The organism is Microbacterium sp. HJ5 (genome assembly GCF_054824025.1).
Genome location: NZ_JSYE01000013.1, coordinates 49,816 through 68,451, shown reverse-complemented (window position 1 = coordinate 68,451; position 18,636 = coordinate 49,816). Strand labels below are relative to the sequence as shown.

The window sequence follows — 18,636 nt, the reverse complement described above, 5'->3', positions numbered from 1 at the left end:
GACTATCCGATGACGTCGAAGTCGGCGCCGAGCGTCTCGAGCTTGGTCAGGAACTTCTCGTAGCCGCGCCGGATGATGCCGACGTTGCGCACGACGGACTCGCCCTCCGCCGCGAGGGCTGCGATGACGTAGCTGTAGCCGCCGCGGAGGTCGGGCACGACGACGTCGGCGCCGTGGAGAGGCGTCGGACCGGTGATGACGGCAGCCTGCTCGAGCTCGCGGCGCGGAACCCGGCGGTCGGGAGCGTCGATCCCGCGCGGGTGCACGACGATGTCGGCGCCCATCTGCACGAGGGCCTGCGTGAAGCCGAGGCGGTTCTCGTACACCGTCTCGTGGACGGTGGAGGTGCCCTCGGCCTGCGTGAGCGCCACGATGAGCGGCTGCTGCCAGTCGGTCATGAACCCGGGGTGCACGTCGGTCTCGACGACGACGGGCTTGAGGGCGCCGCCCCGGCGGAACTGGATGCCGTCCTCGTGGATGTCGAACCAGCCGCCCGCCTTGCGGAAGACGTTGAGGAAGGTCAGCATCTCCTGCTGCTTGGCACCGCCGACGAAGATGTCGCCGTCGGTCGCCAGCGCGGCGCACGCCCACGACGCGGCCTCGTTGCGGTCGAAGATGGCGCGATGATCGTAGCCGCGCAGCTCGTCGACGCCCTCGATGAGGATGACGCGGTTGGGCTCGTAGGAGATGATCGCGCCCATCTTCTGCAGCACCGCGATGAGGTCCATGATCTCGGGCTCGATCGCCGCGTTGCGCAGCTCGGTCGTGCCCTTGGCCTTCACCGCGGTCAGCAGGACCTGCTCGGTCGCCCCGACGCTCGGGTACGGGAGCTCGATCGAGGCTCCGTGCAGGCCGTTCGGCGCGGTGATGCGGATGCCCTCGTAGCTCTTGTCGACGACCGCGCCGAACGCGCGCAGGGCGTCCATGTGGAAGTTGATCGGCCGGTCGCCGATGCGGCAGCCGCCGAGGTCGGGGATGAGCGCCTCGCCCAGGAGGTGCAGCAGGGGTCCGCAGAAGAGGATCGGGATGCGCGAGGCTCCGGCGTGCGCGTCGATCGCCTCGAAGTGCGCCGACTCGGCACCGCTCGGGTCGAAGTGGAGGGTGCCCTCCTCGTCGCCGTCCCACACCCGCACGCCGTGCACCTCGAGCAGCGAGCGCACGACCTGCACGTCGCTGATGTCGGGCACGTCGCGCAGCGTGCTCATGGTCTCGCCGAGCAGCGCGGCCACCATCGCCTTGGTGACGAGGTTCTTCGCGCCCTTCACCTCGACACGGCCCGTCAACGGACGCCCTCCGCGAATGGCGAGGACCTCGCCGGCAGGTTCGCCGTCCGCGGGGGTGCTGGGCGTAACGCTGAGAGCGGACTTCATCCGGTGGACCTCACTTGTGTCTTCGAGGGGCGGCGGGATCGGCGCGAGTGCCCGGGTGGGGCGTGGGCCTGGCTTACGGAACAGGGAGCGTCCGTGGCCGCCATGCCTCGCGGCGAGCCTCGAACTGCGCGATCTTGTCTTCGTTGCGCAGCGTGAGCCCGATGTCGTCGAGCCCTTCGAGAAGCCGCCACCTAGTGTAATCGTCGATGTCGAAAGCGACCTCGAGTGCGCCGATCGTCGCGCGTCGCGCCTCGAGATCGACCGTCATGGAGATGCCCGGCTCGGCCTCGATCGCGGCCCACACGGCTTCCACGTCGGCGTCCGAGATGACGCCCGTCACCAGGCCCTGCTTGCCCGCGTTGCCGCGGAAGATGTCGGCGAACCGCGAGCTGAGGACGACGCGGAAACCGTAGTCGCGCAGTGCCCACACGGCGTGCTCCCGGCTGGAACCGGTGCCGAAGTCGGGACCGGCCACCAGGATGCTGGCACCGGCGTATGCGGGCTGGTTCAGCACGAAGCCGGGGTCCTGGCGCCAGCTCGCGAAGAGGGCGTCCTCGAAGCCGGTCTTCGTCACGCGCTTGAGGTAGACGGCGGGGATGATCTGATCGGTGTCGACGGCCGAGCGCTTGAGCGGCGCGGCGATGCCCGTGTGCGTGGTGAACTTGTCCATGTCAGGCCTCCGCTCCTGCCGGCGCGACCGCATCGGTCTCGATCGGCTCCAGGTCGCTCGGACTCGACAGCGTGCCTCGGACGGCAGTCGCCGCCGCGACGAGGGGCGAGACGAGATGCGTCCGGCCGCCCTTGCCCTGGCGCCCCTCGAAGTTGCGGTTGCTAGTCGAGGCGCACCTCTCCCCCGGTGCGAGCTGATCGGGGTTCATGCCGAGGCACATCGAGCATCCGGCGAAGCGCCACTCCGCTCCGAAGTCGGTGAAGACCTTGTCGAGCCCCTCGGCCTCGGCCTCGAGGCGCACGCGCGCCGATCCGGGCACGACCATCACGCGCACGCCCTCGGCCTTGGTGCGGCCGCGGACCACCGAGGCGAACGCCCGCAGGTCCTCGATGCGGCTGTTGGTGCACGAGCCCATGAACACCGCGTCGACGACGACGTCTTTCAGCGGAGTGCCGGGCGCGAGGTCCATGTACTCCAGCGCCCGCTCCGCGGCCGCGCGCTCGTTCGCATCCGCGATGTCCGACGGCGTCGGCACCACGTCGGACAGCGACACGCCCTGACCCGGGTTGGTGCCCCACGTGACGAACGGCTCGAGGTCGGCGGCATCGAGATACACCTCGGCGTCGTAGACCGCGCCCTCGTCGCTGGGGAGGGTGCGCCAGTACGCCACCGCGTCGTCCCAGTCCTGGCCCTGCGGTGCGTGCGGGCGGCCCTTGACGTACTCGAACGTGATGTCGTCGGGTGCGATCATCCCGGCGCGCGCGCCGGCCTCGATCGACATGTTGCACATCGTCATGCGGCCCTCCATCGAGAGGGAGCGGATGGCGCTGCCGCGGAACTCGAGCACATAGCCCTGCCCGCCGTTGGCCCCGATCTCGGCGATGATCGCCAGGATGACGTCCTTCGCGGTGACCCCGGGCCGGAGCTCGCCCTCGACGGTGATCGCCATGGTCTTGAACGGCTTGAGCGGAAGGGTCTGCGTCGCCATGACGTGCTCGACCTCGCTCGTGCCGATGCCGAACGCCATCGCGCCGAACGCGCCGTGCGTGCTGGTGTGGCTGTCGCCGCACACCACCGTGATGCCGGGCATCGTCAGGCCCAGCTGCGGGCCGACGACGTGGACGATCCCCTGCTCCTTGTCACCCAGGGAATGCAGACGGACGCCGAACTCCTCGGCGTTGCGGCGGAGCGTGTCGATCTGCGTGCGGCTCGTCAGGTCGGCGATCGGCTTGTCGATGTCGAGAGTCGGGGTGTTGTGGTCCTCGGTCGCGATCGTCAGGTCGAGGCGGCGCAGCGGGCGCCCTTCGGCCCGGAGGCCGTCGAAGGCCTGCGGGCTCGTCACCTCGTGGACGAGGTGCAGGTCGATGTAGATGAGGTCCGGCTGGCCGTCCTCGCCCTTGACGACGAGGTGGTCGTCCCAGACCTTCTCGGCCAGGGTGCGGGGACGATCGGGAATGCCGGATGCGTCGGGATTGCTCATTGCTCTGTTCTCCTCGGAGGGGACGTTGTCCGCAAAGGGAAAGGCCCGCGACGAACTCCGCGACGAGGGAGGCCTGGGAACTAGGACTCGTCGCGGCCGCTAAGGAGAAGGCGAGCGATCCGCACGGGGCCAGGCTACCACCCGACCGCTCGGCGACGGGCCGCGCACGACGTCGTGTGACACGTGCGCGCCCGTCGCGTCGGGTCAGTGGGCGTCGCGATGCGGCTGCTCCACGGTGGGCGGTGTGCCCTTCTCCTCGGCGACCACCGTCGCGGCCTCGGCGGCCGCCTCGGTGCCGGCGGGCGCCTCGGCGGCGGCGGCCACGGCGGCGGGATCCGGAGCGGTGTTCTTCCTGTCGCGCGCCGAGGCGATGAGGCTTGCGACCGTCGCGACCGTCATCGCGACGATGATCACGCCGAGCGACATCCACGTCGAGATCTCCGGAGCCCACTCGATGTGCTCGCCGTTGTTGATGAACGGCAGCTCGTTCACGTGCATGGCGTGGAACACCAGCTTCACGCCGATGAAGGCCAGGATGAACGCGATGCCGTAGTGCAGGTAGCGCAGGCGGTCGAGCAGGTCGCCGAGCAGGAAGTAGAGCTGGCGCAGGCCCATGAGGGCGAAGATGTTCGCGGTGAACACGATGAACGGACTCGTCGTGATGCCGAAGATCGCCGGGATCGAGTCGATCGCGAACAGCAGATCGGTCACGCCGATCGCCGCGAACACGATGATCATCGGCGTGAACATCTTCCTGCCGTCGACGACCGTGCGCAGCTTGGCGCCGTCGTAGTGGTCGCTGATGTCGATGAAGCGCCGCAGCATCCGGACGACGAAGTTCTCCTGCTTGACGTCCTCATCGTGGTCCCCGCCAGGGAACGCCTGGCGCCAGGCCGTCCACACGAGGAACGCGCCGAAGATGTAGAACACCCAGCTGAACTGCTCGATGATGGCGGCGCCGGCGAGGATGAACAGGCCGCGCAGCACGAGGGCGATGATGATGCCGACCATCAGCACCTCCTGCTGGTACCGGCGGGGCACCGCGAACTGCGTCATGATCAGCACGAAGACGAACAGGTTGTCGATCGACAGGCTGTACTCGGTCAGCCAGCCGGCGACGAACTGGCCGGCGTACTCTGCGCCGGCGAAGACCCACATCAGCCCGGCGAAGATGAGCGCCAGCGTGACGTAGAACACGACCCACAGCGTCGACTCCCTGGTCGATGGGATGTGCGGGCGCTTCAGGATGAGGAGCAGGTCTGCCAGGAGGATCAGGGTGAGGATCACGAGGGATCCGATTTCGAACCACAGCGGGAGTTCGAGGTCCATTCAGGGCCTTTCGAGGGGAGAGTGCGGAGGGACGGCGGAAGCCGAGAGTCTCTCCCCGCGGCACTGCCGGCCGCGACGCGCACCCGGGATCGCACTGTCGGGACCCGTGATGACGGATGCGCGCTGTCGGGATACTCCCTCTCGCCCGTCCAGGATACAGGCATCGGATGCCGCCCCCGGCGTCGCGAGACGATGCGGACCCTCCCGACACTGACACCGTGAGAGACAATGGTGCTCCGCGGCCCGGCCTCTCCGGGCGGGACCGTGGAGCCGAAGGACGGGAATGCCACAGGACACCGAGCGGGACGACGCTGCGCTCGTGGCGCAGGCGGCAGGAGGCAGCGAGCACGCCTTCCGCACGCTGTACCGCGCCTACGTGCGGCCGGTGTACTGGCTGGCCCACGGGCTGGTCGGGAACGCGGCCGACGCGGAGGACGTGACGCAGGAGACGTTCCTGGTCGCGTGGCGGAAGCTCCCCGGGCTCGAGCTCGCCGGGGACTCGCTGCTGCCATGGCTGGCCACGGTGTGCCGTTTCCAGGCGGCCAACCGCATGCGCCGGCAGAAGCGCGATCGCGAGCACACCGCGGCGGCGGCCGATGAGACGCTGCCCGCGACCGTCGACGTCGAAGAGCAGGTCATCGGCGCCGACCTCGCCGACCGCATCCTGCAGGAGGTCGCCGGCCTCAGCCCCCTCGATCGCGACATCTTCCGCCTCTGCGCCGCCGAGGGCTACGCCTACCAGGCGGCCGCCGACGAGCTCGGAGTGGCGCACGGGGTCGTCCGCAACCGTCTCTCCCGCATCCGGACCCGCCTCCGGACCGTCGTGAAGGAGAGCACATGAACACGCAGCAGCCCACCGGCGCACCGCCGGAGCTTCCCGAGCTCAGCGCGGAGCGCGTCGACGAGATCGAGGACGCCCTCTTCGCCGACATCGCCCGCGAGCGGTCGGAGCGGCACGACCGCAGCGCCCGTCGCGGGCGGATCTGGCTCGCCGGGGGTGCGGCCGCCGCGGTCATCGCGATCGCCGCCATCATCGCCCCGAGCGTGGTGCCGCTGGTCTCCGGCGGCGCCGGCGTCGGCAGCGACCAGTCCGCGGTCGCCCCCGACGCCCCCGTCGAGTCCGACGGCGACCTCGGCGGCGCCGACGCGGGCGCGAGCACGCCCGACGACGGCGCCGGAGGCAAGGCTGAGGAGTCCGTCACCGACCCCGGGGCGGCGGTCATGGGCACCGATCAGTCCGGCGAGCGCGAGATCATCTCCTCCGCGTCGGCGACGGTGTCGGTCGACGACGTCACCGTCGCCGCCCGCACGATCGGCAACTCGGCGGTCGCACACGACGGTTACGTCGAATCGATGAGCATCGGAACCACGGGCGTGTCCTCCCCCGTCGACCCCGCAACCGGAATCGCGTACGACTCGAGGCCGTACCCGTACACGCCGGACGGGGCGTGGATCAGCGTCCGTGTCCCGTCAGACGAACTGCCCGCGATGATCGACGAGCTCTCGGACGTGGGCGAGGTCACCGCGTCGTCCATCAACCGGCAGGACGTCACGGAGCAGGCCGTCGACCTGCGGGCGCGCATCGACGCGGCCCAGGCATCCGTCGATCGCCTGGTCGATCTCATGGCCGAGGCGACCAGCGTGGCCGACCTGATCGCCGCCGAGGCCGCGCTCTCGGAGCGGCAGGCGCTGCTGGAGTCCTACCAGCAGCAGCTCGAGATGCTCGAGGACCAGGTGGCGATGTCGTCGCTCACGGTGACCCTCGTCCCCGTCGTCGAGACGGTCGAGGCCGACCCCGCGGGATTCGGCGACGGCCTCGTCGCCGGCTGGAACGGCCTGGTCGCGACACTCAACGGCATCGTGATCGCCCTCGGCTTCCTGCTGCCCTGGCTGCTCGTGGCCGCCGTCGCGGCGCTCATCGTGTGGGCCGTCATCCGCCTGGTGCGCGGTCGACGCGCCGCACGGCGAGCGGATGCCGCGGCCGCGGGGCGCGCAGAGCGGGCCGACATGGACGACCCCGTGATCTGACCCGGACCCGCCCGCCGGTGGGTCGTCCCGGCGGCGCGGAGGAACAAGAGAAGCCCGGTCCGATGGACCGGGCTTCTCTTGGTGTTGGTGACCCCAGCGGGATTCGAACCCGCGTTACCGCCGTGAGAGGGCGGCGTACTAGGCCGCTATACGATGGGGCCGTTTTCGCAACCGTTCGATTATGCCATGGCGTTCATGCCGTCTCCAAATCGAGGGGGGAAGCGGCGCGGCGCTTGCCCAGGACGCTCCTCGCGGATTGACTCGGGACATGCGAGTGACCAAGTTCGAGCACGCCACCCTGACCCTGCTCGAGGCGGGGCGCACCCTGGTGATCGACCCGGGATCGCTCACGACTCCCCTGTCTCTGCTCGAGGACGTCGTGGGCATCGTCATCACCCACGAGCACCCCGACCACTGGACCCCCGATCACCTCGACCGGCTGCTCAAGGCCTTCCCCGGAACGCCGATCTACGCCCCGGAGGGCGTCGCGAAAGCGGCCGCCGGCTACGACGTGACGGTCGTGCACCCCGGGGACACGCTCGATCTCGAGCCCTTCCGCCTGGAGTTCTTCGGCGGGAAGCACGCCGTCATCCACGAGTCGATCCCGGTCATCGACAACGTCGGAGTGCTCGTCAACGACGAGTTCTACTACCCCGGCGACTCGTACGCGGTGCCGTCGGGCAAGAAGGTGCGTCTGCTCGCCGCGCCGGTGGGCGCTCCCTGGCTGAAGATCGGCGACGCGATGGACTTCGTCCTCGAAGTCGCGCCTCGCCAGGCGTTCGGAACGCACGACATGACCCTGTCGGTGATCGGCCGCGACATGGGCCGCGCCCGGCTGCGCTGGGCGGTGGAGCAGGACGGCGGCGGGTTCCTCATCCTGGACCCGGGCGATTCCACCGACCTCTGAGACCGCCCCGCAGACGCAGACGACGGATGCCGCGCGGCTTCGACCCGCGGCATCCGTCGTCTCATCTCGCATCGAGGGACTCGGAGAGCCCCCGTCTACGAAGCGTCGAGATCGGTCTCGAGCAGTTCGACGAGCTCGTCGAGGGCCTGCTCTGCGCCGTCCCCTTCGGCCTTGAGTGTCACGACCGTACCATGCGAGGCACCGAGCCCCATGAGGGACAGGATGCTGCCCGCGTTGAGGTCCGGCCCCCCGTCGACGGCGATGGTGACGGGCACGCTCTTCTCCTGCACGGCCTGCACGAACAGCTTCGCGGGGCGGGCGTGCAGCCCGGAGCTGCTCGCGATGGTGGCCTGGCGTTCTGCCATGAGTGGTGTCCTTTCGTCGAGACGGCGTGCTCCAGCATTTCGCATGTGCGCCGCCGAGGGAATGGTCAGGCGGGGACAGCGGCCGCGTCGAGGTTCGCCTCGGCGGCGGCCAGCTCCTTCGGCGCGATGAAGCGCTTGAAGAGGACGACCAGGAAGCCGCTCACCAGGACGCCCGCCGCGATCGCGACGAGGAAGCCCCAGATCGGATTGATGGCGAAGAGCACGAAGATCCCGCCGTGGGGCGCGTACGACGCCACCTGGAAGACCATGCACAGCGCGCCGGTGACCGCGCCGCCGACCATCGAGGCCGGGATCACACGCAGCGGGTCGGCCGCCGCGAACGGGATCGCACCCTCCGAGATGAACGATGCGCCGAGCAGCCAGGCCGCCTTGCCGTTCTCACGTTCCACCGGCGTGAAGATCCGGCGCGCGATGACGGTGGAGGCGAGCGCCATCGCGAGCGGCGGCACCATGCCCGACGCCATGACGGCACCCATGATGTACAGCGGCGCGGGGTTCTCGACCGATCCGGCGGCGAGACCCGCGACAGCGAACGAGTAGGCGACCTTGTTGACCGGCCCACCCAGGTCGAAGCACATCATGAGGCCCAGGATCACGCCGAGGGCGACCGCGGAGGCGCCCGACTCGGTCAGGCTGTTGAGCCAGTCGGTGAGCCAGACCATGAGCGTCGCGATGGGCCGGCCGAGGAAGAGGACGAGGAGACCGGACGCGACGATCGAGCCGATGAGCGGGATGATCACGACCGGCATGAGGCCGCGCAGCCAGCGCGGGGCAGGCAGTCGACCCAGCCACCATGCGACGACGCCGGCGAGCAGACCGCCGACGATGCCGCCGATGAAGCCCGCGTTCATGAGCACCGCGACCGCACCGGCCACGAAGCCGGGAGCGATCCCCGGGCGATCGGCGATCGCGAAGGCGATGTAGCCGGCCAGCGCCGAGACGAGGAAGCCCATCGAGGTCGCACCGATCATGAAGAACACCGCACCGAGATACTGACCCAGGGGGCCGAACGGCGAGGTGATGTTCTCGGTCGGGAGATCCCACAGCGAGTTCTGCGTGATGATCTTGGACGCGTCGGCCGTGATCTCGTACCCGCCGAGCGCGAAGCCGAGCGCGATCAGCAGACCGCCGCCCGCGACGAAGGGGATCATGTAGCTCACGCCCGTGAGAAGGATGCGCTGGATGCGCGCGCCCCACGAGAGCGACTCACCGGCCGCTGTCGCCGTCGAGTCGGTCGCGGTCCCGGTCACCCTGGTCGCGTGCGGATTGTTGGCCGCGGCGACGGCCTCGGCGATGAGCTCGCGCGGCTGCTCGATGCCGCGCTTCACGCCCGAGCGCACGACGGGCTTGCCGGCGAAGCGCTGGAGCTCGCGCACGTCGACGTCGGTGGCGAAGATCACGGCGTCGGCCCGGTCGATCACATCGCGGGGCAGCGCCTGGTAGCCGCTCGACCCCTGCGGCTCGACAGCGAGGTCGATACCGGTCACCGTGCCGGCGGCGGTGAGGGCGTCGGCCGCCATGAACGTGTGGGCGATCCCGGTGGCGCACGCCGTGACGGCCACGATGCGGGCGGGTCGGCCGTCGACCGTGAGGTCGCCGGGCGTCGCGGGGGCCGTCGAGGCGGCGGTCGCGGGCGCGGGCGCGGCCGCGCTCGTCGCGGCGGGGGCCGGGGACGAGGCATCCGCTTCGCCGATCGCCTGGCGCACGATCGCGACGACGTCGTCATTCGTGGCGGCTGCGCGGAGACTGCTCGTGAAGTCGTCCTGCATGAGGCTGCGGGCGAGCTTCGAGAGCACGGCGAGGTGGGCCTCGGCCGCGCCTTCAGGCGCAGCGATGAGGAACACCAGGTCGGCGGGGCCGTCGGGAGCGCCGAAGTCGACGCCGGGGGCCAGGCGAGCGAAGGCGAGGGACGGCTCGGTGACGGCGGCGCTCTTGGCATGAGGGATCGCGATGCCGCCGGGGAGGCCTGTCTCATCCTTCTGCTCGCGCGCCCACGCGTCGGCGTAGAGCGCGTCGGCGTCCGTCGCGCGACCCTGCGCGACCACGCGCGCGGCGAGCGAGCGGATGACCTCGGACTTGTCGGCGCCGAGACCGACGTCGAGGCTGACGAGGTCCGGAGTGATGGTCTGGGACACGGTGACCTCCAATAGGTCGGTTCAGGGAACGGATCAGACGTGCGGCGAGATTCTGTGGACGACCACATCGCCTGCAGGCAGGTCGGCGGGCGTCGGGGCCTGGGTGCCGGGGAGGGATGCCGCGGCCGACCCGTACCGGACGGCCGTGCGCAGCCGCTCGTCGGGGCCGGCACCGCCCTGGTCGGCGATGACGTAGCCGGCCAGCGAGCTGTCGCCGGCGCCGACGGTGCTCACGACGCGGATCGCGGGTGGAGTCGCCGACCACGCGCCGTCCGCGGTGACCAGGACAGCGCCCTGCGCGCCGAGCGTCACGAGCGCGGCGCCGACGCGCTCAGGCACGAGCCCGCGGGCCACCTCGACCACCGCTGCGGCGAGGTCGCCGGCGGGCAGCGCACGCCCGGCGAGCTCGGCGAGCTCGTCGTCGTTCGGCTTGATCAGATCCGGCCGGCCGGCATCGACGACGGCCGCGAGGGCCGGGCCGGACGTGTCGACGGCGATGAGCGGGGCCCGGTCGCCGAGCGCGTCGCGCACCGCCGCGATCACCTCGACGTAGAAGTCGGCGCCGGCGCCCGGCGGCAGCGATCCCGCCAGCACCAGCCAGCGCGCGCCCGCCGAAGCCTCGACCACCGCACGGATGACGGCGGCGGAATCGGCCCCGGACAGCTCGGCGCCGGGAAGGTTCAGCTTCGTGGTGACGCCCGACGGATCGGTGATGGTGAGATTCGCGCGGACGCGCCCACCGACCGGCACCCGCCGCGCGTCGAGGGCTGCGGCCCTGAGGGTGGCGTCGAAGGGGTCGTCCTCGGCGAGCGGCAGCACGGCGAGCGTGTCGAGGCCGGCGGCAGCGACGACGCGGGCGACGTTGATGCCCTTGCCCCCTGCATCCTCGCGCGAGGATGAGGCCGACTGCACGTCGCCGGGGCGGAGCGGCCGGTCCAGGACGATCGTGCGATCGAGCGAGGGGTTGGCGGTGAGGGTGACGATCATGCGCGCCACACCTCCACGTCGGCTTCCGCGAGCGCCGCCGAAAGCTCGGGGCCGGGGTCCGCGTCGGTGACGAGGACATCGACGTCGGCGAGCGAGGCGAAGCCGATCAGCAGCTCCCGACCGAGCTTGTCGGCGTCGGCCACCACGACGACGCGTCGTGCCGCGCGCACGATCGCGCGCTTGACGGCGGCCTCGTCGGGGTCGGGCGTACTGAGCCCGAAGCCGGCGGAGACGCCGTTGGTGCCCAGGAAGGCGATGTCGGGACGCATGCCCTCGATCGCACGCACCGTGTCGGCCCCGACGGCGGCCCCGGTGATGCCGCGCACCCGCCCCCCGACGAGAGTCAGCGCCGCGTCCGGGATCGCCGCGAGCGAATGGGCGAGGGTGAGGGCATGCGTGACCACCTCGACCGGACCGGCGGTGAGGCGCGCACCCAGACGGCTCGCGACCGCAGCGGTGGTCGTTCCGGCGTCGAAGTACACCGATCCGCGGAAGCCGTCGCTGATCGCCTCGATCGCGCGCTGGGCGATCGCGGACTTCGCCGCGCTGTGGTGCTGGAGCCGCTCGGTCAACGGGGACTCCGCCGTGCTCCCCCGGTCGACGGGCACCGCACCGCCGTGGACCCGCCGCAGGACGCCCGCGCTCTCGAGCAGGCCGAGGTCGCGACGCACCGTCTCGGTCGTCACGTCGAAGCGCCCGGCGAGGTCGACGACACTCACCCGCCCGTCGAGCAGCAGCATCCGCTCGATCTGCCCTTGGCGCTCCGTTGCGTACATCTGCGACCCTCCTTCGGATTCCCACACAGTACAACACGCTCCAACACAAAACAAGACTGTCCGCATCGCTAGGGTCGGAACCATGCCCGACAAGCCCGCAGCCGAGGTCCTCATCGACGAGAGGCTGGTGCGCCGACTCGTCGTCGCGCAAGGCGCGGGTCGCATCGCCGACGCCGCCTCCCTGCCGCTCCGCAAGGTCGCCGAAGGCTGGGACAGCGAAGTGTGGCGCCTCGGCGGCCACTGGGCGGTGCGCCTCCCGCGTCGCGCGCTCGCGGCACCCCTTGTACTTCACGAGCAGGAGAGTCTGCCCCTGCTCGCCCCGCGGATGGAGGCGACAGGCGTCAGGGTTCCGCTCCCCCTGGTGTGCGGCGTGCCCGACGCCGGGTATCCGTGGGGGTGGTCGGTCGTGCCGTGGATCGAAGGGACGCGCGGCATGGATGTCCCGCGCGCGGAGCGCACCCCCTGGGTGCCGGCGCTCGCGGCCGCCCTCCGGGCCCTGCACGTGGAGGCGCCGCGCGAGCATCCGGTGAACCCGGTGCGCGGGGTGCCCCTCAGCATGCGCGCGGCCGCGTTCGACGAGCGCCTGCGTGCACTGAGGCGCACCGGTGCCGTGGACGCGGGCGTCGCCGATCGCCTGGCCGCGACCTGGTCAGCGGGCCTCGAGGCGCCCGCGTGGTCGGCACCGCCGGTCTGGATCCACGGCGACCTGCATCCCGGCAACCTCGTGGACGCCGGCGGGGCGCTCGCGGGGATCATCGACTTCGGCGACGTCACGGCCGGCGACCCGGCGTACGACCTGGCGGTGGCGTGGCTCGCCTTCGACCATCACGGGCGGTCGGCGTTCATCGAGGCCGCCGGCGACAGGTACGACGCCGACACCTGGACGCGCGCTCACGCCTGGGCGGCGGCCGTCGCCGTGATCCTCCTCGCACACAGCGACGACAACCCCGACTACGCCGCGCTCGGGACCGCGTCCGCCGATCAGGTCATCGGCGCCGCGTCGCCACGCTGACCTCCCGGGACGCTCACCCATACCGCGACGCGGCCGTCGCGTCCGACGAATCGGATGACCGTGCCGACGGGCAGCTCGGAGTCGAGTTCGACCGACATGCCGTCGTAGACCGTGAAGTCGAGGACGGGGTCGAGCCCGGCGCCGCTGCACGTGGCGCCGAGGAAACCGCCCTCGTGCGAGAGCAGCACGCAGCGCGCGTCGTCGACAGCCCTCGCCGTCCAGACCTGGATCGTGTCGAACGCCTCGTGCGGCACGACGCTCCCGGGGTCGACACCCCAGTAGTTGAGATTCTCGGTGAAGCCGGCGCCCCGTTCGGCTCCCGCCGGTTCGACGTCGAGGACGAGGTCCGGCGGCGGCTCTGAGTCGGTCGGCCAAGCCACCCCGATCGCGACGCCCGCGGCGATGCCGACGAGCGCGGTGACGCTCCAGAGCGGCACGCGCTGCCACCATCGCCGGCGTGCGGGGGCGGCAGGATCCGCGACCTGCGCGGCGGCCGGCGCCGCCTCGGCGGGGTCGTCGGTCGCCTCCTCCTCTCGAGCGGCGACGGATGCCGTCGCCTCGGCATCCGGCACGGGTGTCGTCGGCCGCGCATCGGCCTCGGCCGCCGGTGCCGCCTCGGCCGTCGAGCGTGCCAGCGCCTCGAGCTCGTGCAGGCGCGCCTGGGCGACCGGATCGCGCTGGATGTCGGCATCCGGTCCGTACGCGCGCTTGCGCAGGTCGGCGAGTTCGCGCGAGCGGGCCGGCGACAGCGATGGCGCGTCCATCGGGCCATTATCCCGCCGGCGCGCCTGACGCGGGTCGTCGGATGGGGAACGCCGACCACACAAACGAAAAACCCCCGCTCAGCGGGGGTTTTCTCGTTTGGCTGGGGTACCTGGACTCGAACCAAGAACAACTGAACCAGAATCAGCCGTGTTGCCAATTACACCATACCCCAAGGCGTTCGACCGGAGTCGTGCCGAAGATCAAGTCTAGACGACCGCGGCACGTGAACCAAACCGAGCGCGGCCGATCAGCCCTGATGCTCGAGCAGCAGTCCCAGACGCCGGATCGACTCAGGCTTCCCGAGCAGCTCCATCGACTCGAACAGCGGCGGCGATACGCGGCGGCCGCTCAGCGCGACGCGCAGCGGGCCGTAGGCGATGCGCGGCTTCAGGCCGAGGCCGTCGATGAGCGCCCCCGAGAGCGCTTCCTGAACGGCGGCGGCGGTGAACTCACCCTCGGACACGAGCTCGAGGGCGCCGACCGATGCGACGAGCACCTCGCCCGCGTTCGCCGGAAGGCTCGACAGGGCATCCTCGTCGTAGGCGACCTCGTCACGCAGCAGGAAGCCGAGCAGCCCGGGCGCCTCGCCGAGGAGCTGCATGCGCTCGTGCACGAGAGGCGCTGCGGCGTCGATGATGCGCTGCTGCTCGAGCGTCGGCGGCTCGGACACCAGCCCGGCCGCGGCGATGTACGGGACGAGGCGGCCCGCGAAGTCGGCAGGTTCCAGCATCCGGATGTGATCGCCGTTGATGGATTCGGCCTTCTTCTGGTCGAAGCGCGCGGGGTTCGGGTTCACGTCGACGATGTCGAACTCGGCGACGAGCTCGTCGAGCGAGAAGACGTCGCGGTCGGGGCCGATCGACCACCCGAGGAGCGAGAGGTAGTTGAGCAGCCCCTCATGGATGAAGCCCTTCTCGCGCTGCAGGAAGAGATCCGCCTTCGGGTCGCGCTTGGACAGCTTCTTGTTGCCCACCTCGCCGAGCACGAGCGGCATGTGCGCGAAGCGCGGGATGAAGGTCGTGACCCCGGCGTCGACGAGCGCGCGATAGAGCGCGAGCTGGCGGGCGGTCGACGGCATGAGGTCTTCGCCGCGGATCACGTGCGTGATTCCCATGAGCGCATCGTCGACCGGGTTCACGAACGGGTACAACGGCACGCCGCCGGCCCGCACGAGCACGAAGTCGGGGAATGAGCCTGCGGGGAAGGTGACCTCGCCGCGGATCAGGTCGACGTACGTGAGGTCCTCGTCGGGCACGCGCAGGCGCCACGCGGGCTCGCGGCCCTCGGCGCGGAACGCGGCCCTCTGCTCGTCGGTCAGGTCGCGGTCGAAATTGTCGTACCCGAGCTGCTTCGCCCGGCCGTTCGCCTCATTGCGGGCGTCGATCTCTTCGGCTGTCGAATAGCTCTCGTACACCGCCCCGATCGCGACGAGCTTGTCGAGCACCTCGCGGTAGAGATCGTGACGCTGGGACTGACGATACGGTGCGTGCGGTCCGCCGACCTCGACGCCTTCGTCCCAGTCGATCTTCAGCCAGCGCAGCGCGTCGAGCAGCTGCTGGTAGCTCTCCTCGCTGTCGCGAGCCGCGTCGGTGTCTTCGATGCGGAAGACCAGCTTGCCGCCGTTGTGGCGCGCGTACGCCCAGTTGAAGAGCACCGTGCGGATGAGACCCACGTGCGGGAGGCCGGTCGGCGACGGGCAGAAGCGGACGCGGACGTCGGCGCCGGTCGCGGTGGTGGTGCGAGGATCGGGTGAAGAAGACATCGCCCTCGAGTTTAGTCAGCCGGATCCGCGCCGACCGTTGCGAGGCGCGACCCTGCTCACGCGCTGGTGGAGTCGAGCAGGCGCACGATCGCCGCGAGGGCGAGTCGGATCGCCGGCACGCGGTCTGCCCCGTGCGCCGTGACGACGTGGATCGTCCGCGCCTCGGCGGGTGGAAGGGGCAGCGTCACGACGCCGGGCAGCTGGGGGAAGGATGCCACGGCCATGCGCGGCAGGGTGGCCACGCCGATCCCCTGCGAGACCAGGCCCTCGACGGCGACGAAGTTGTCGGTCTCGAAGGCGATGTGCGGGTCGAAGCCCGCGCGGGCGCACAGCTCCAGCAGATGGCCGCGGCATCGCGGGCATCCGGCGATCCACTTCTCCTCGGCCAGGGCGGCGACGTCGACCGACTCTCCCGTCGCCGCGGCGTGCCCGACCGGGAGGACGGCGAGCAGGTCGTCGGTGCCGACCGTCCGCACCGAGAGTCCGCGGGCGCTCGGGCCGTGCGGGTCCTCCCTGTCGCCCGGGTAGCTGAAAGTGAGAGCGATGTCGGCGCGGTCCTCACGCACGGCCTCGACGGCCTCCGGAGGCTCGGCCTCGAGGTACGTGACGACCACTCCGGCGTGCTGGGCCTCGAGCTCGGCGAGGAGACGCGGGACCACCGTGGGCGACGCGGACGGGAACCCCACCAGTCGCACGCGGCCCTGGCGAAGACCGCGCAACTCGGCGAGCTCGCCGGCCGCGGCGTCCAGCGCCGTCGTCACCGCGGGCGCGTGCCGCGCGAGGATGCGTCCTGCCTCGGTGAGCCGCACGCTGCGTCCGACGCGCTCGACGAGGGGAACCCCCAGCCGGAGCTCGAGCCGCTTCAGCTGCTGGCTGATCGCCGGCTGGCTGTAGCCGAGCGCGGTGGCGGCCCCGGTGATGGAGCCCTCGTCGGCGATCGCCTTGACCACGCGCAGGGCGGACGCATCGATGTCGGGATCGTCGAAGACGCTCATGCTCCATAGCATAGGCGTGAAGATAACTCTTCGTCATGCATCGCATGCAACACCTGCGGTAGACGAATACCAGCGGGCGGCGTCACCCTGGAGTCATGCCCCTCACCGCTGCTCCCGCTCACCGGACGATCGCCGACGCGCAGCAGGAGTTCGCCGGTGGCCTCGGCTACCTGGCCGCGTGCACGGTCGGTCTCCCCACGCGATCCGCTCACGCCGCGATCATCGCCGACCTCGATGCGGCGGCCGCCGGCCACCCCGACCCCATGGCGTACTCGGCCACCGTGGAGCGCAGTCGCGGCCTCTTCGCCACGATGGTCGGCACGACGCCCGACCGGGTGGCGATCGGCTCGCAGGCGTCCGTCGCAGCGGCGCTCGTCGCCGCGTCGCTCCCCCGCGGATCCGAGGTCCTCATCGCGGACGGCGACTTCTCGTCGATCGTGCTCCCGTTCGTGCACGCCGACCGCGACCTGCGCGTGCGCACCGCGCCGCTCGATCGGCTGGCCGGAGCCGTCGGGCCTGCGACCGCACTCGTCGTGTTCTCTCTGGTGCAGTCCGCGACCGGCGAGGTCGCCGACGCCGACGCCATCGTCGCGGCCTCCGCAGCCCACGGCGCCCGCACCCTGTGCGACGCCACGCAGGCGATCGGGTGGCTGCCGGTCGAGGCATCCCGCTTCGATGCGCTCATCTGTCACGCCTACAAGTGGCTGTGCGCACCCCGTGGAGTCTCGTTCCTCACGGTGTCGCACGATCTCCAGGCCGCGATGCCGGCACTGTTCGCGGGGTGGTACGCCGGGCCAGACCCCTGGACCTCGTGTTATGGACGCGACGTCGATCTGGCGGACGACGCCACCAGGTACGACGTGTCGCCGCCCTGGCAGGCGTTCGTGGGCGCTGAGCCGGCACTGGCGCTCTTCGCCTCCCTCGATCCCGCCGAACTGCTCGCCCACACCACGGGGCTCGCACGGCGGTTCCGAGAGGGCATGGGCCTGCCGGCGCCCGCGCGCGAGAGCGCGATCGTGACATGGGCGGACCACGACGGCTGCGACCTCGCCGCGCTCACCGCCGCCGGCATCGTCGCCTCGGGCCGCGCAGGCCGGGCTCGCGTCGCCTTCCACGTGTTCAACGACGAGCGCGACGTCGCCGCGGCTCTGGGCGCCCTCGGTCGCTGAGGCGGCGATCCCTCAGTCGAACTCCGTCGCCGTCTGCCGCGGATACGCGCCGCCGGCGAGCATCACGAGGCGCGCATGCGCGTACTCGCACACCAGCGCGTGGCGGTAGACCATCTGCGGCACGTCGACGTTCGAGTCCATCCACAAGCTCAGTCCGCCCACCTTCCAGTGACGGAAGGTGTCGTCGTCGCACACGAGGGCGAGGATTTCGAGGAACGAGTCGTCGAACCGGATGGAATGCACGGCGCGCCGGTAATCCTCGACGGTGAGGGCGATGGAGAACGGGATGTTCATGAAGCAGAGCGCGGTCTGGATGTCGAGCCGGAGCAGCCTCCGGCGCTGACGCTCCGCGTCGAGTGGCGGGATGTCGAGCTGCGTGAAGTCGAGCGTCTCCGGAGGAGTGAGCGGGACCGGGTCGAGGGCGATGAGCAGGTCGTAGACGTTCACGTCGTGCTCGACCACGGCGTTGTCGCCGAGTCCCGCGAGCGTCTCGGGACGGAGCGTGACCGGCTCCATGTCGATCGAGGTGTTGCGGATGATGAAGTTCACCAGGTTCGTCTCGACGACGAAGTGCCGGATGAGGAGGTCGACGGCGTCCGGCGAGACGAAGTGGCGCAGGAACCACACGCACAGCCGGTCCATCGTCGACAGCGGCATCCAGCGGAACGGCAGGACGCGCTTCACGATCGACACGAGGGCGACGATGACCCGGGAGAACACCCTCGCCACCGGATAGAGCCAGCGCCGTGAGAGTCGACGCTGATCTTGGATGATCTGCCGGACGAGGGCCCGGTCGAGCGGGATCGAGGGGTCGGCGTACACCGCCTCCCACATGCTGGGGTCCGAGCGCACGAACTCCGGCACG

Annotated in this window: 17 protein-coding genes and 2 tRNA genes; 5 read left to right on the top strand and 14 right to left on the bottom strand. The window is 70.8% G+C overall.

Annotated elements, in window-relative coordinates:
* Window positions 1–2: 2 nt before the first annotated feature.
* From murA to OB08_RS06765, 4 genes are all read right to left on the bottom strand, one after another.
* Window positions 3–1,370 (bottom strand): UDP-N-acetylglucosamine 1-carboxyvinyltransferase, encoded by a 1,368-nt coding sequence (murA, locus tag OB08_RS06780; protein WP_461473438.1) that lies wholly within the window; start codon window positions 1,368–1,370, stop codon window positions 3–5.
* Window positions 1,371–1,443: 73 nt separating this feature from the next.
* Window positions 1,444–2,040 (bottom strand): 3-isopropylmalate dehydratase small subunit, encoded by a 597-nt coding sequence (leuD, locus tag OB08_RS06775; protein WP_461473436.1) that lies wholly within the window; start codon window positions 2,038–2,040, stop codon window positions 1,444–1,446.
* 1 nt (window position 2,041) lies between these two features.
* On the bottom strand, window positions 2,042–3,520 hold the full coding sequence (leuC, locus tag OB08_RS06770; RefSeq protein ID WP_461473434.1) for a 3-isopropylmalate dehydratase large subunit: 1,479 nt from the start codon (window positions 3,518–3,520) through the stop codon (window positions 2,042–2,044).
* Window positions 3,521–3,724: 204 nt separating this feature from the next.
* Window positions 3,725–4,849 (bottom strand): TerC family protein, encoded by a 1,125-nt coding sequence (locus tag OB08_RS06765; protein WP_461473432.1) that lies wholly within the window; start codon window positions 4,847–4,849, stop codon window positions 3,725–3,727.
* A 283-nt stretch (window positions 4,850–5,132) separates the two neighbouring features.
* Between OB08_RS06765 and OB08_RS06760 the strand changes: the two genes are divergently transcribed.
* On the top strand, window positions 5,133–5,690 hold the full coding sequence (locus OB08_RS06760) for an RNA polymerase sigma factor (RefSeq protein ID WP_461473430.1): 558 nt from the start codon (window positions 5,133–5,135) through the stop codon (window positions 5,688–5,690).
* Complete coding sequence (locus tag OB08_RS06755; protein WP_461473428.1) at window positions 5,687–6,877, top strand: DUF4349 domain-containing protein; 1,191 nt, start codon at window positions 5,687–5,689, stop codon at window positions 6,875–6,877. The genes OB08_RS06760 and OB08_RS06755 overlap by 4 nt, the downstream gene beginning before the upstream one ends.
* An 85-nt stretch (window positions 6,878–6,962) precedes the next feature.
* On the opposite strand, the gene OB08_RS06750 is transcribed toward OB08_RS06755, so the two are convergent.
* Window positions 6,963–7,038 (bottom strand) — tRNA-Glu (locus tag OB08_RS06750).
* Between the two features lie 107 nt (window positions 7,039–7,145).
* Between OB08_RS06750 and OB08_RS06745 the strand changes: the two genes are divergently transcribed.
* Entirely contained in the window at window positions 7,146–7,784 is a 639-nt protein-coding gene (locus OB08_RS06745; RefSeq protein WP_461473426.1) for an MBL fold metallo-hydrolase, read from the top strand.
* A 95-nt stretch (window positions 7,785–7,879) separates the two neighbouring features.
* On the opposite strand, the gene OB08_RS06740 is transcribed toward OB08_RS06745, so the two are convergent.
* The 4 genes from OB08_RS06740 to OB08_RS06725 all read right to left on the bottom strand — a co-directional run bounded on the left by OB08_RS06740 (window position 7,880) and on the right by OB08_RS06725 (window position 12,068).
* Window positions 7,880–8,149, bottom strand: a complete 270-nt coding sequence (locus OB08_RS06740) for an HPr family phosphocarrier protein (RefSeq protein WP_461473424.1) — start codon at window positions 8,147–8,149, stop codon at window positions 7,880–7,882.
* A gap of 65 nt (window positions 8,150–8,214) precedes the next feature.
* Window positions 8,215–10,305 carry a PTS fructose transporter subunit IIABC gene (locus tag OB08_RS06735; RefSeq protein WP_461473422.1) on the bottom strand — a complete coding sequence of 697 codons (2,091 nt, stop codon included), beginning with the start codon at window positions 10,303–10,305 and terminating at the stop codon, window positions 8,215–8,217.
* A gap of 33 nt (window positions 10,306–10,338) precedes the next feature.
* Complete coding sequence (gene pfkB / locus OB08_RS06730) at window positions 10,339–11,292, bottom strand: 1-phosphofructokinase (RefSeq protein WP_461473420.1); 954 nt, start codon at window positions 11,290–11,292, stop codon at window positions 10,339–10,341.
* Window positions 11,289–12,068 (bottom strand): DeoR/GlpR family DNA-binding transcription regulator, encoded by a 780-nt coding sequence (locus OB08_RS06725; protein ID WP_461473418.1) that lies wholly within the window; start codon window positions 12,066–12,068, stop codon window positions 11,289–11,291. The genes pfkB and OB08_RS06725 overlap by 4 nt, the downstream gene beginning before the upstream one ends.
* An 82-nt stretch (window positions 12,069–12,150) precedes the next feature.
* On the opposite strand from OB08_RS06725, the gene OB08_RS06720 reads away from it, so the two are divergent.
* Window positions 12,151–13,080 (top strand): phosphotransferase, encoded by a 930-nt coding sequence (locus tag OB08_RS06720; protein WP_461473416.1) that lies wholly within the window; start codon window positions 12,151–12,153, stop codon window positions 13,078–13,080.
* Here the strand turns inward: OB08_RS06720 and OB08_RS06715 are convergent.
* From OB08_RS06715 to OB08_RS06700, 4 genes are all read right to left on the bottom strand, one after another.
* Complete coding sequence (locus OB08_RS06715; protein WP_461473414.1) at window positions 13,050–13,844, bottom strand: hypothetical protein; 795 nt, start codon at window positions 13,842–13,844, stop codon at window positions 13,050–13,052. The genes OB08_RS06720 and OB08_RS06715 overlap by 31 nt on opposite strands.
* 98 nt (window positions 13,845–13,942) lie before the next feature.
* Window positions 13,943–14,017: transfer RNA gene (locus tag OB08_RS06710), tRNA-Gln, on the bottom strand.
* Between the two features lie 75 nt (window positions 14,018–14,092).
* Entirely contained in the window at window positions 14,093–15,607 is a 1,515-nt protein-coding gene (gene gltX / locus OB08_RS06705; protein WP_461473412.1) for a glutamate--tRNA ligase, read from the bottom strand.
* 56 nt (window positions 15,608–15,663) lie between these two features.
* Window positions 15,664–16,602: a LysR family transcriptional regulator gene (locus OB08_RS06700; RefSeq protein ID WP_461473410.1), complete on the bottom strand. Its 939-nt coding sequence runs from the start codon at window positions 16,600–16,602 to the stop codon at window positions 15,664–15,666.
* Between the two features lie 95 nt (window positions 16,603–16,697).
* Here OB08_RS06700 and OB08_RS06695 point away from each other — a divergent pair, with 95 nt between their 5' ends.
* Window positions 16,698–17,771: an aminotransferase class V-fold PLP-dependent enzyme gene (locus tag OB08_RS06695; protein WP_461473408.1), complete on the top strand. Its 1,074-nt coding sequence runs from the start codon at window positions 16,698–16,700 to the stop codon at window positions 17,769–17,771.
* A 12-nt stretch (window positions 17,772–17,783) separates the two neighbouring features.
* On the opposite strand, the gene OB08_RS06690 is transcribed toward OB08_RS06695, so the two are convergent.
* Window positions 17,784–18,635, bottom strand: a complete 852-nt coding sequence (locus OB08_RS06690) for a DUF6999 family protein (RefSeq protein WP_461473406.1) — start codon at window positions 18,633–18,635, stop codon at window positions 17,784–17,786.
* Window position 18,636 lies beyond the last annotated feature (1 nt).

What these genes read in the sequence shown, in the direction of transcription:
- OB08_RS06740 (WP_461473424.1), bottom strand. Translation starts at nt 8,149, where the DNA reads ATGGCAGAACGCCAGGCCACCATCGCGAGCAGCTCCGGGCTGCACGCC.
- OB08_RS06755 (WP_461473428.1), top strand. Translation starts at nt 5,687, where the DNA reads ATGAACACGCAGCAGCCCACCGGCGCACCGCCGGAGCTTCCCGAGCTC.
- murA (WP_461473438.1), bottom strand. Translation starts at nt 1,370, where the DNA reads ATGAAGTCCGCTCTCAGCGTTACGCCCAGCACCCCCGCGGACGGCGAA.
- leuC (WP_461473434.1), bottom strand. Translation starts at nt 3,520, where the DNA reads ATGAGCAATCCCGACGCATCCGGCATTCCCGATCGTCCCCGCACCCTG.
- leuD (WP_461473436.1), bottom strand. Translation starts at nt 2,040, where the DNA reads ATGGACAAGTTCACCACGCACACGGGCATCGCCGCGCCGCTCAAGCGC.
- OB08_RS06720 (WP_461473416.1), top strand. Translation starts at nt 12,151, where the DNA reads ATGCCCGACAAGCCCGCAGCCGAGGTCCTCATCGACGAGAGGCTGGTG.
- OB08_RS06725 (WP_461473418.1), bottom strand. Translation starts at nt 12,068, where the DNA reads ATGTACGCAACGGAGCGCCAAGGGCAGATCGAGCGGATGCTGCTGCTC.
- OB08_RS06715 (WP_461473414.1), bottom strand. Translation starts at nt 13,844, where the DNA reads ATGGACGCGCCATCGCTGTCGCCGGCCCGCTCGCGCGAACTCGCCGAC.
- OB08_RS06760 (WP_461473430.1), top strand. Translation starts at nt 5,133, where the DNA reads ATGCCACAGGACACCGAGCGGGACGACGCTGCGCTCGTGGCGCAGGCG.
- OB08_RS06695 (WP_461473408.1), top strand. Translation starts at nt 16,698, where the DNA reads ATGCCCCTCACCGCTGCTCCCGCTCACCGGACGATCGCCGACGCGCAG.
- OB08_RS06700 (WP_461473410.1), bottom strand. Translation starts at nt 16,602, where the DNA reads ATGAGCGTCTTCGACGATCCCGACATCGATGCGTCCGCCCTGCGCGTG.
- gltX (WP_461473412.1), bottom strand. Translation starts at nt 15,607, where the DNA reads ATGTCTTCTTCACCCGATCCTCGCACCACCACCGCGACCGGCGCCGAC.
- pfkB (WP_461473420.1), bottom strand. Translation starts at nt 11,292, where the DNA reads ATGATCGTCACCCTCACCGCCAACCCCTCGCTCGATCGCACGATCGTC.
- OB08_RS06765 (WP_461473432.1), bottom strand. Translation starts at nt 4,849, where the DNA reads ATGGACCTCGAACTCCCGCTGTGGTTCGAAATCGGATCCCTCGTGATC.
- OB08_RS06745 (WP_461473426.1), top strand. Translation starts at nt 7,146, where the DNA reads ATGCGAGTGACCAAGTTCGAGCACGCCACCCTGACCCTGCTCGAGGCG.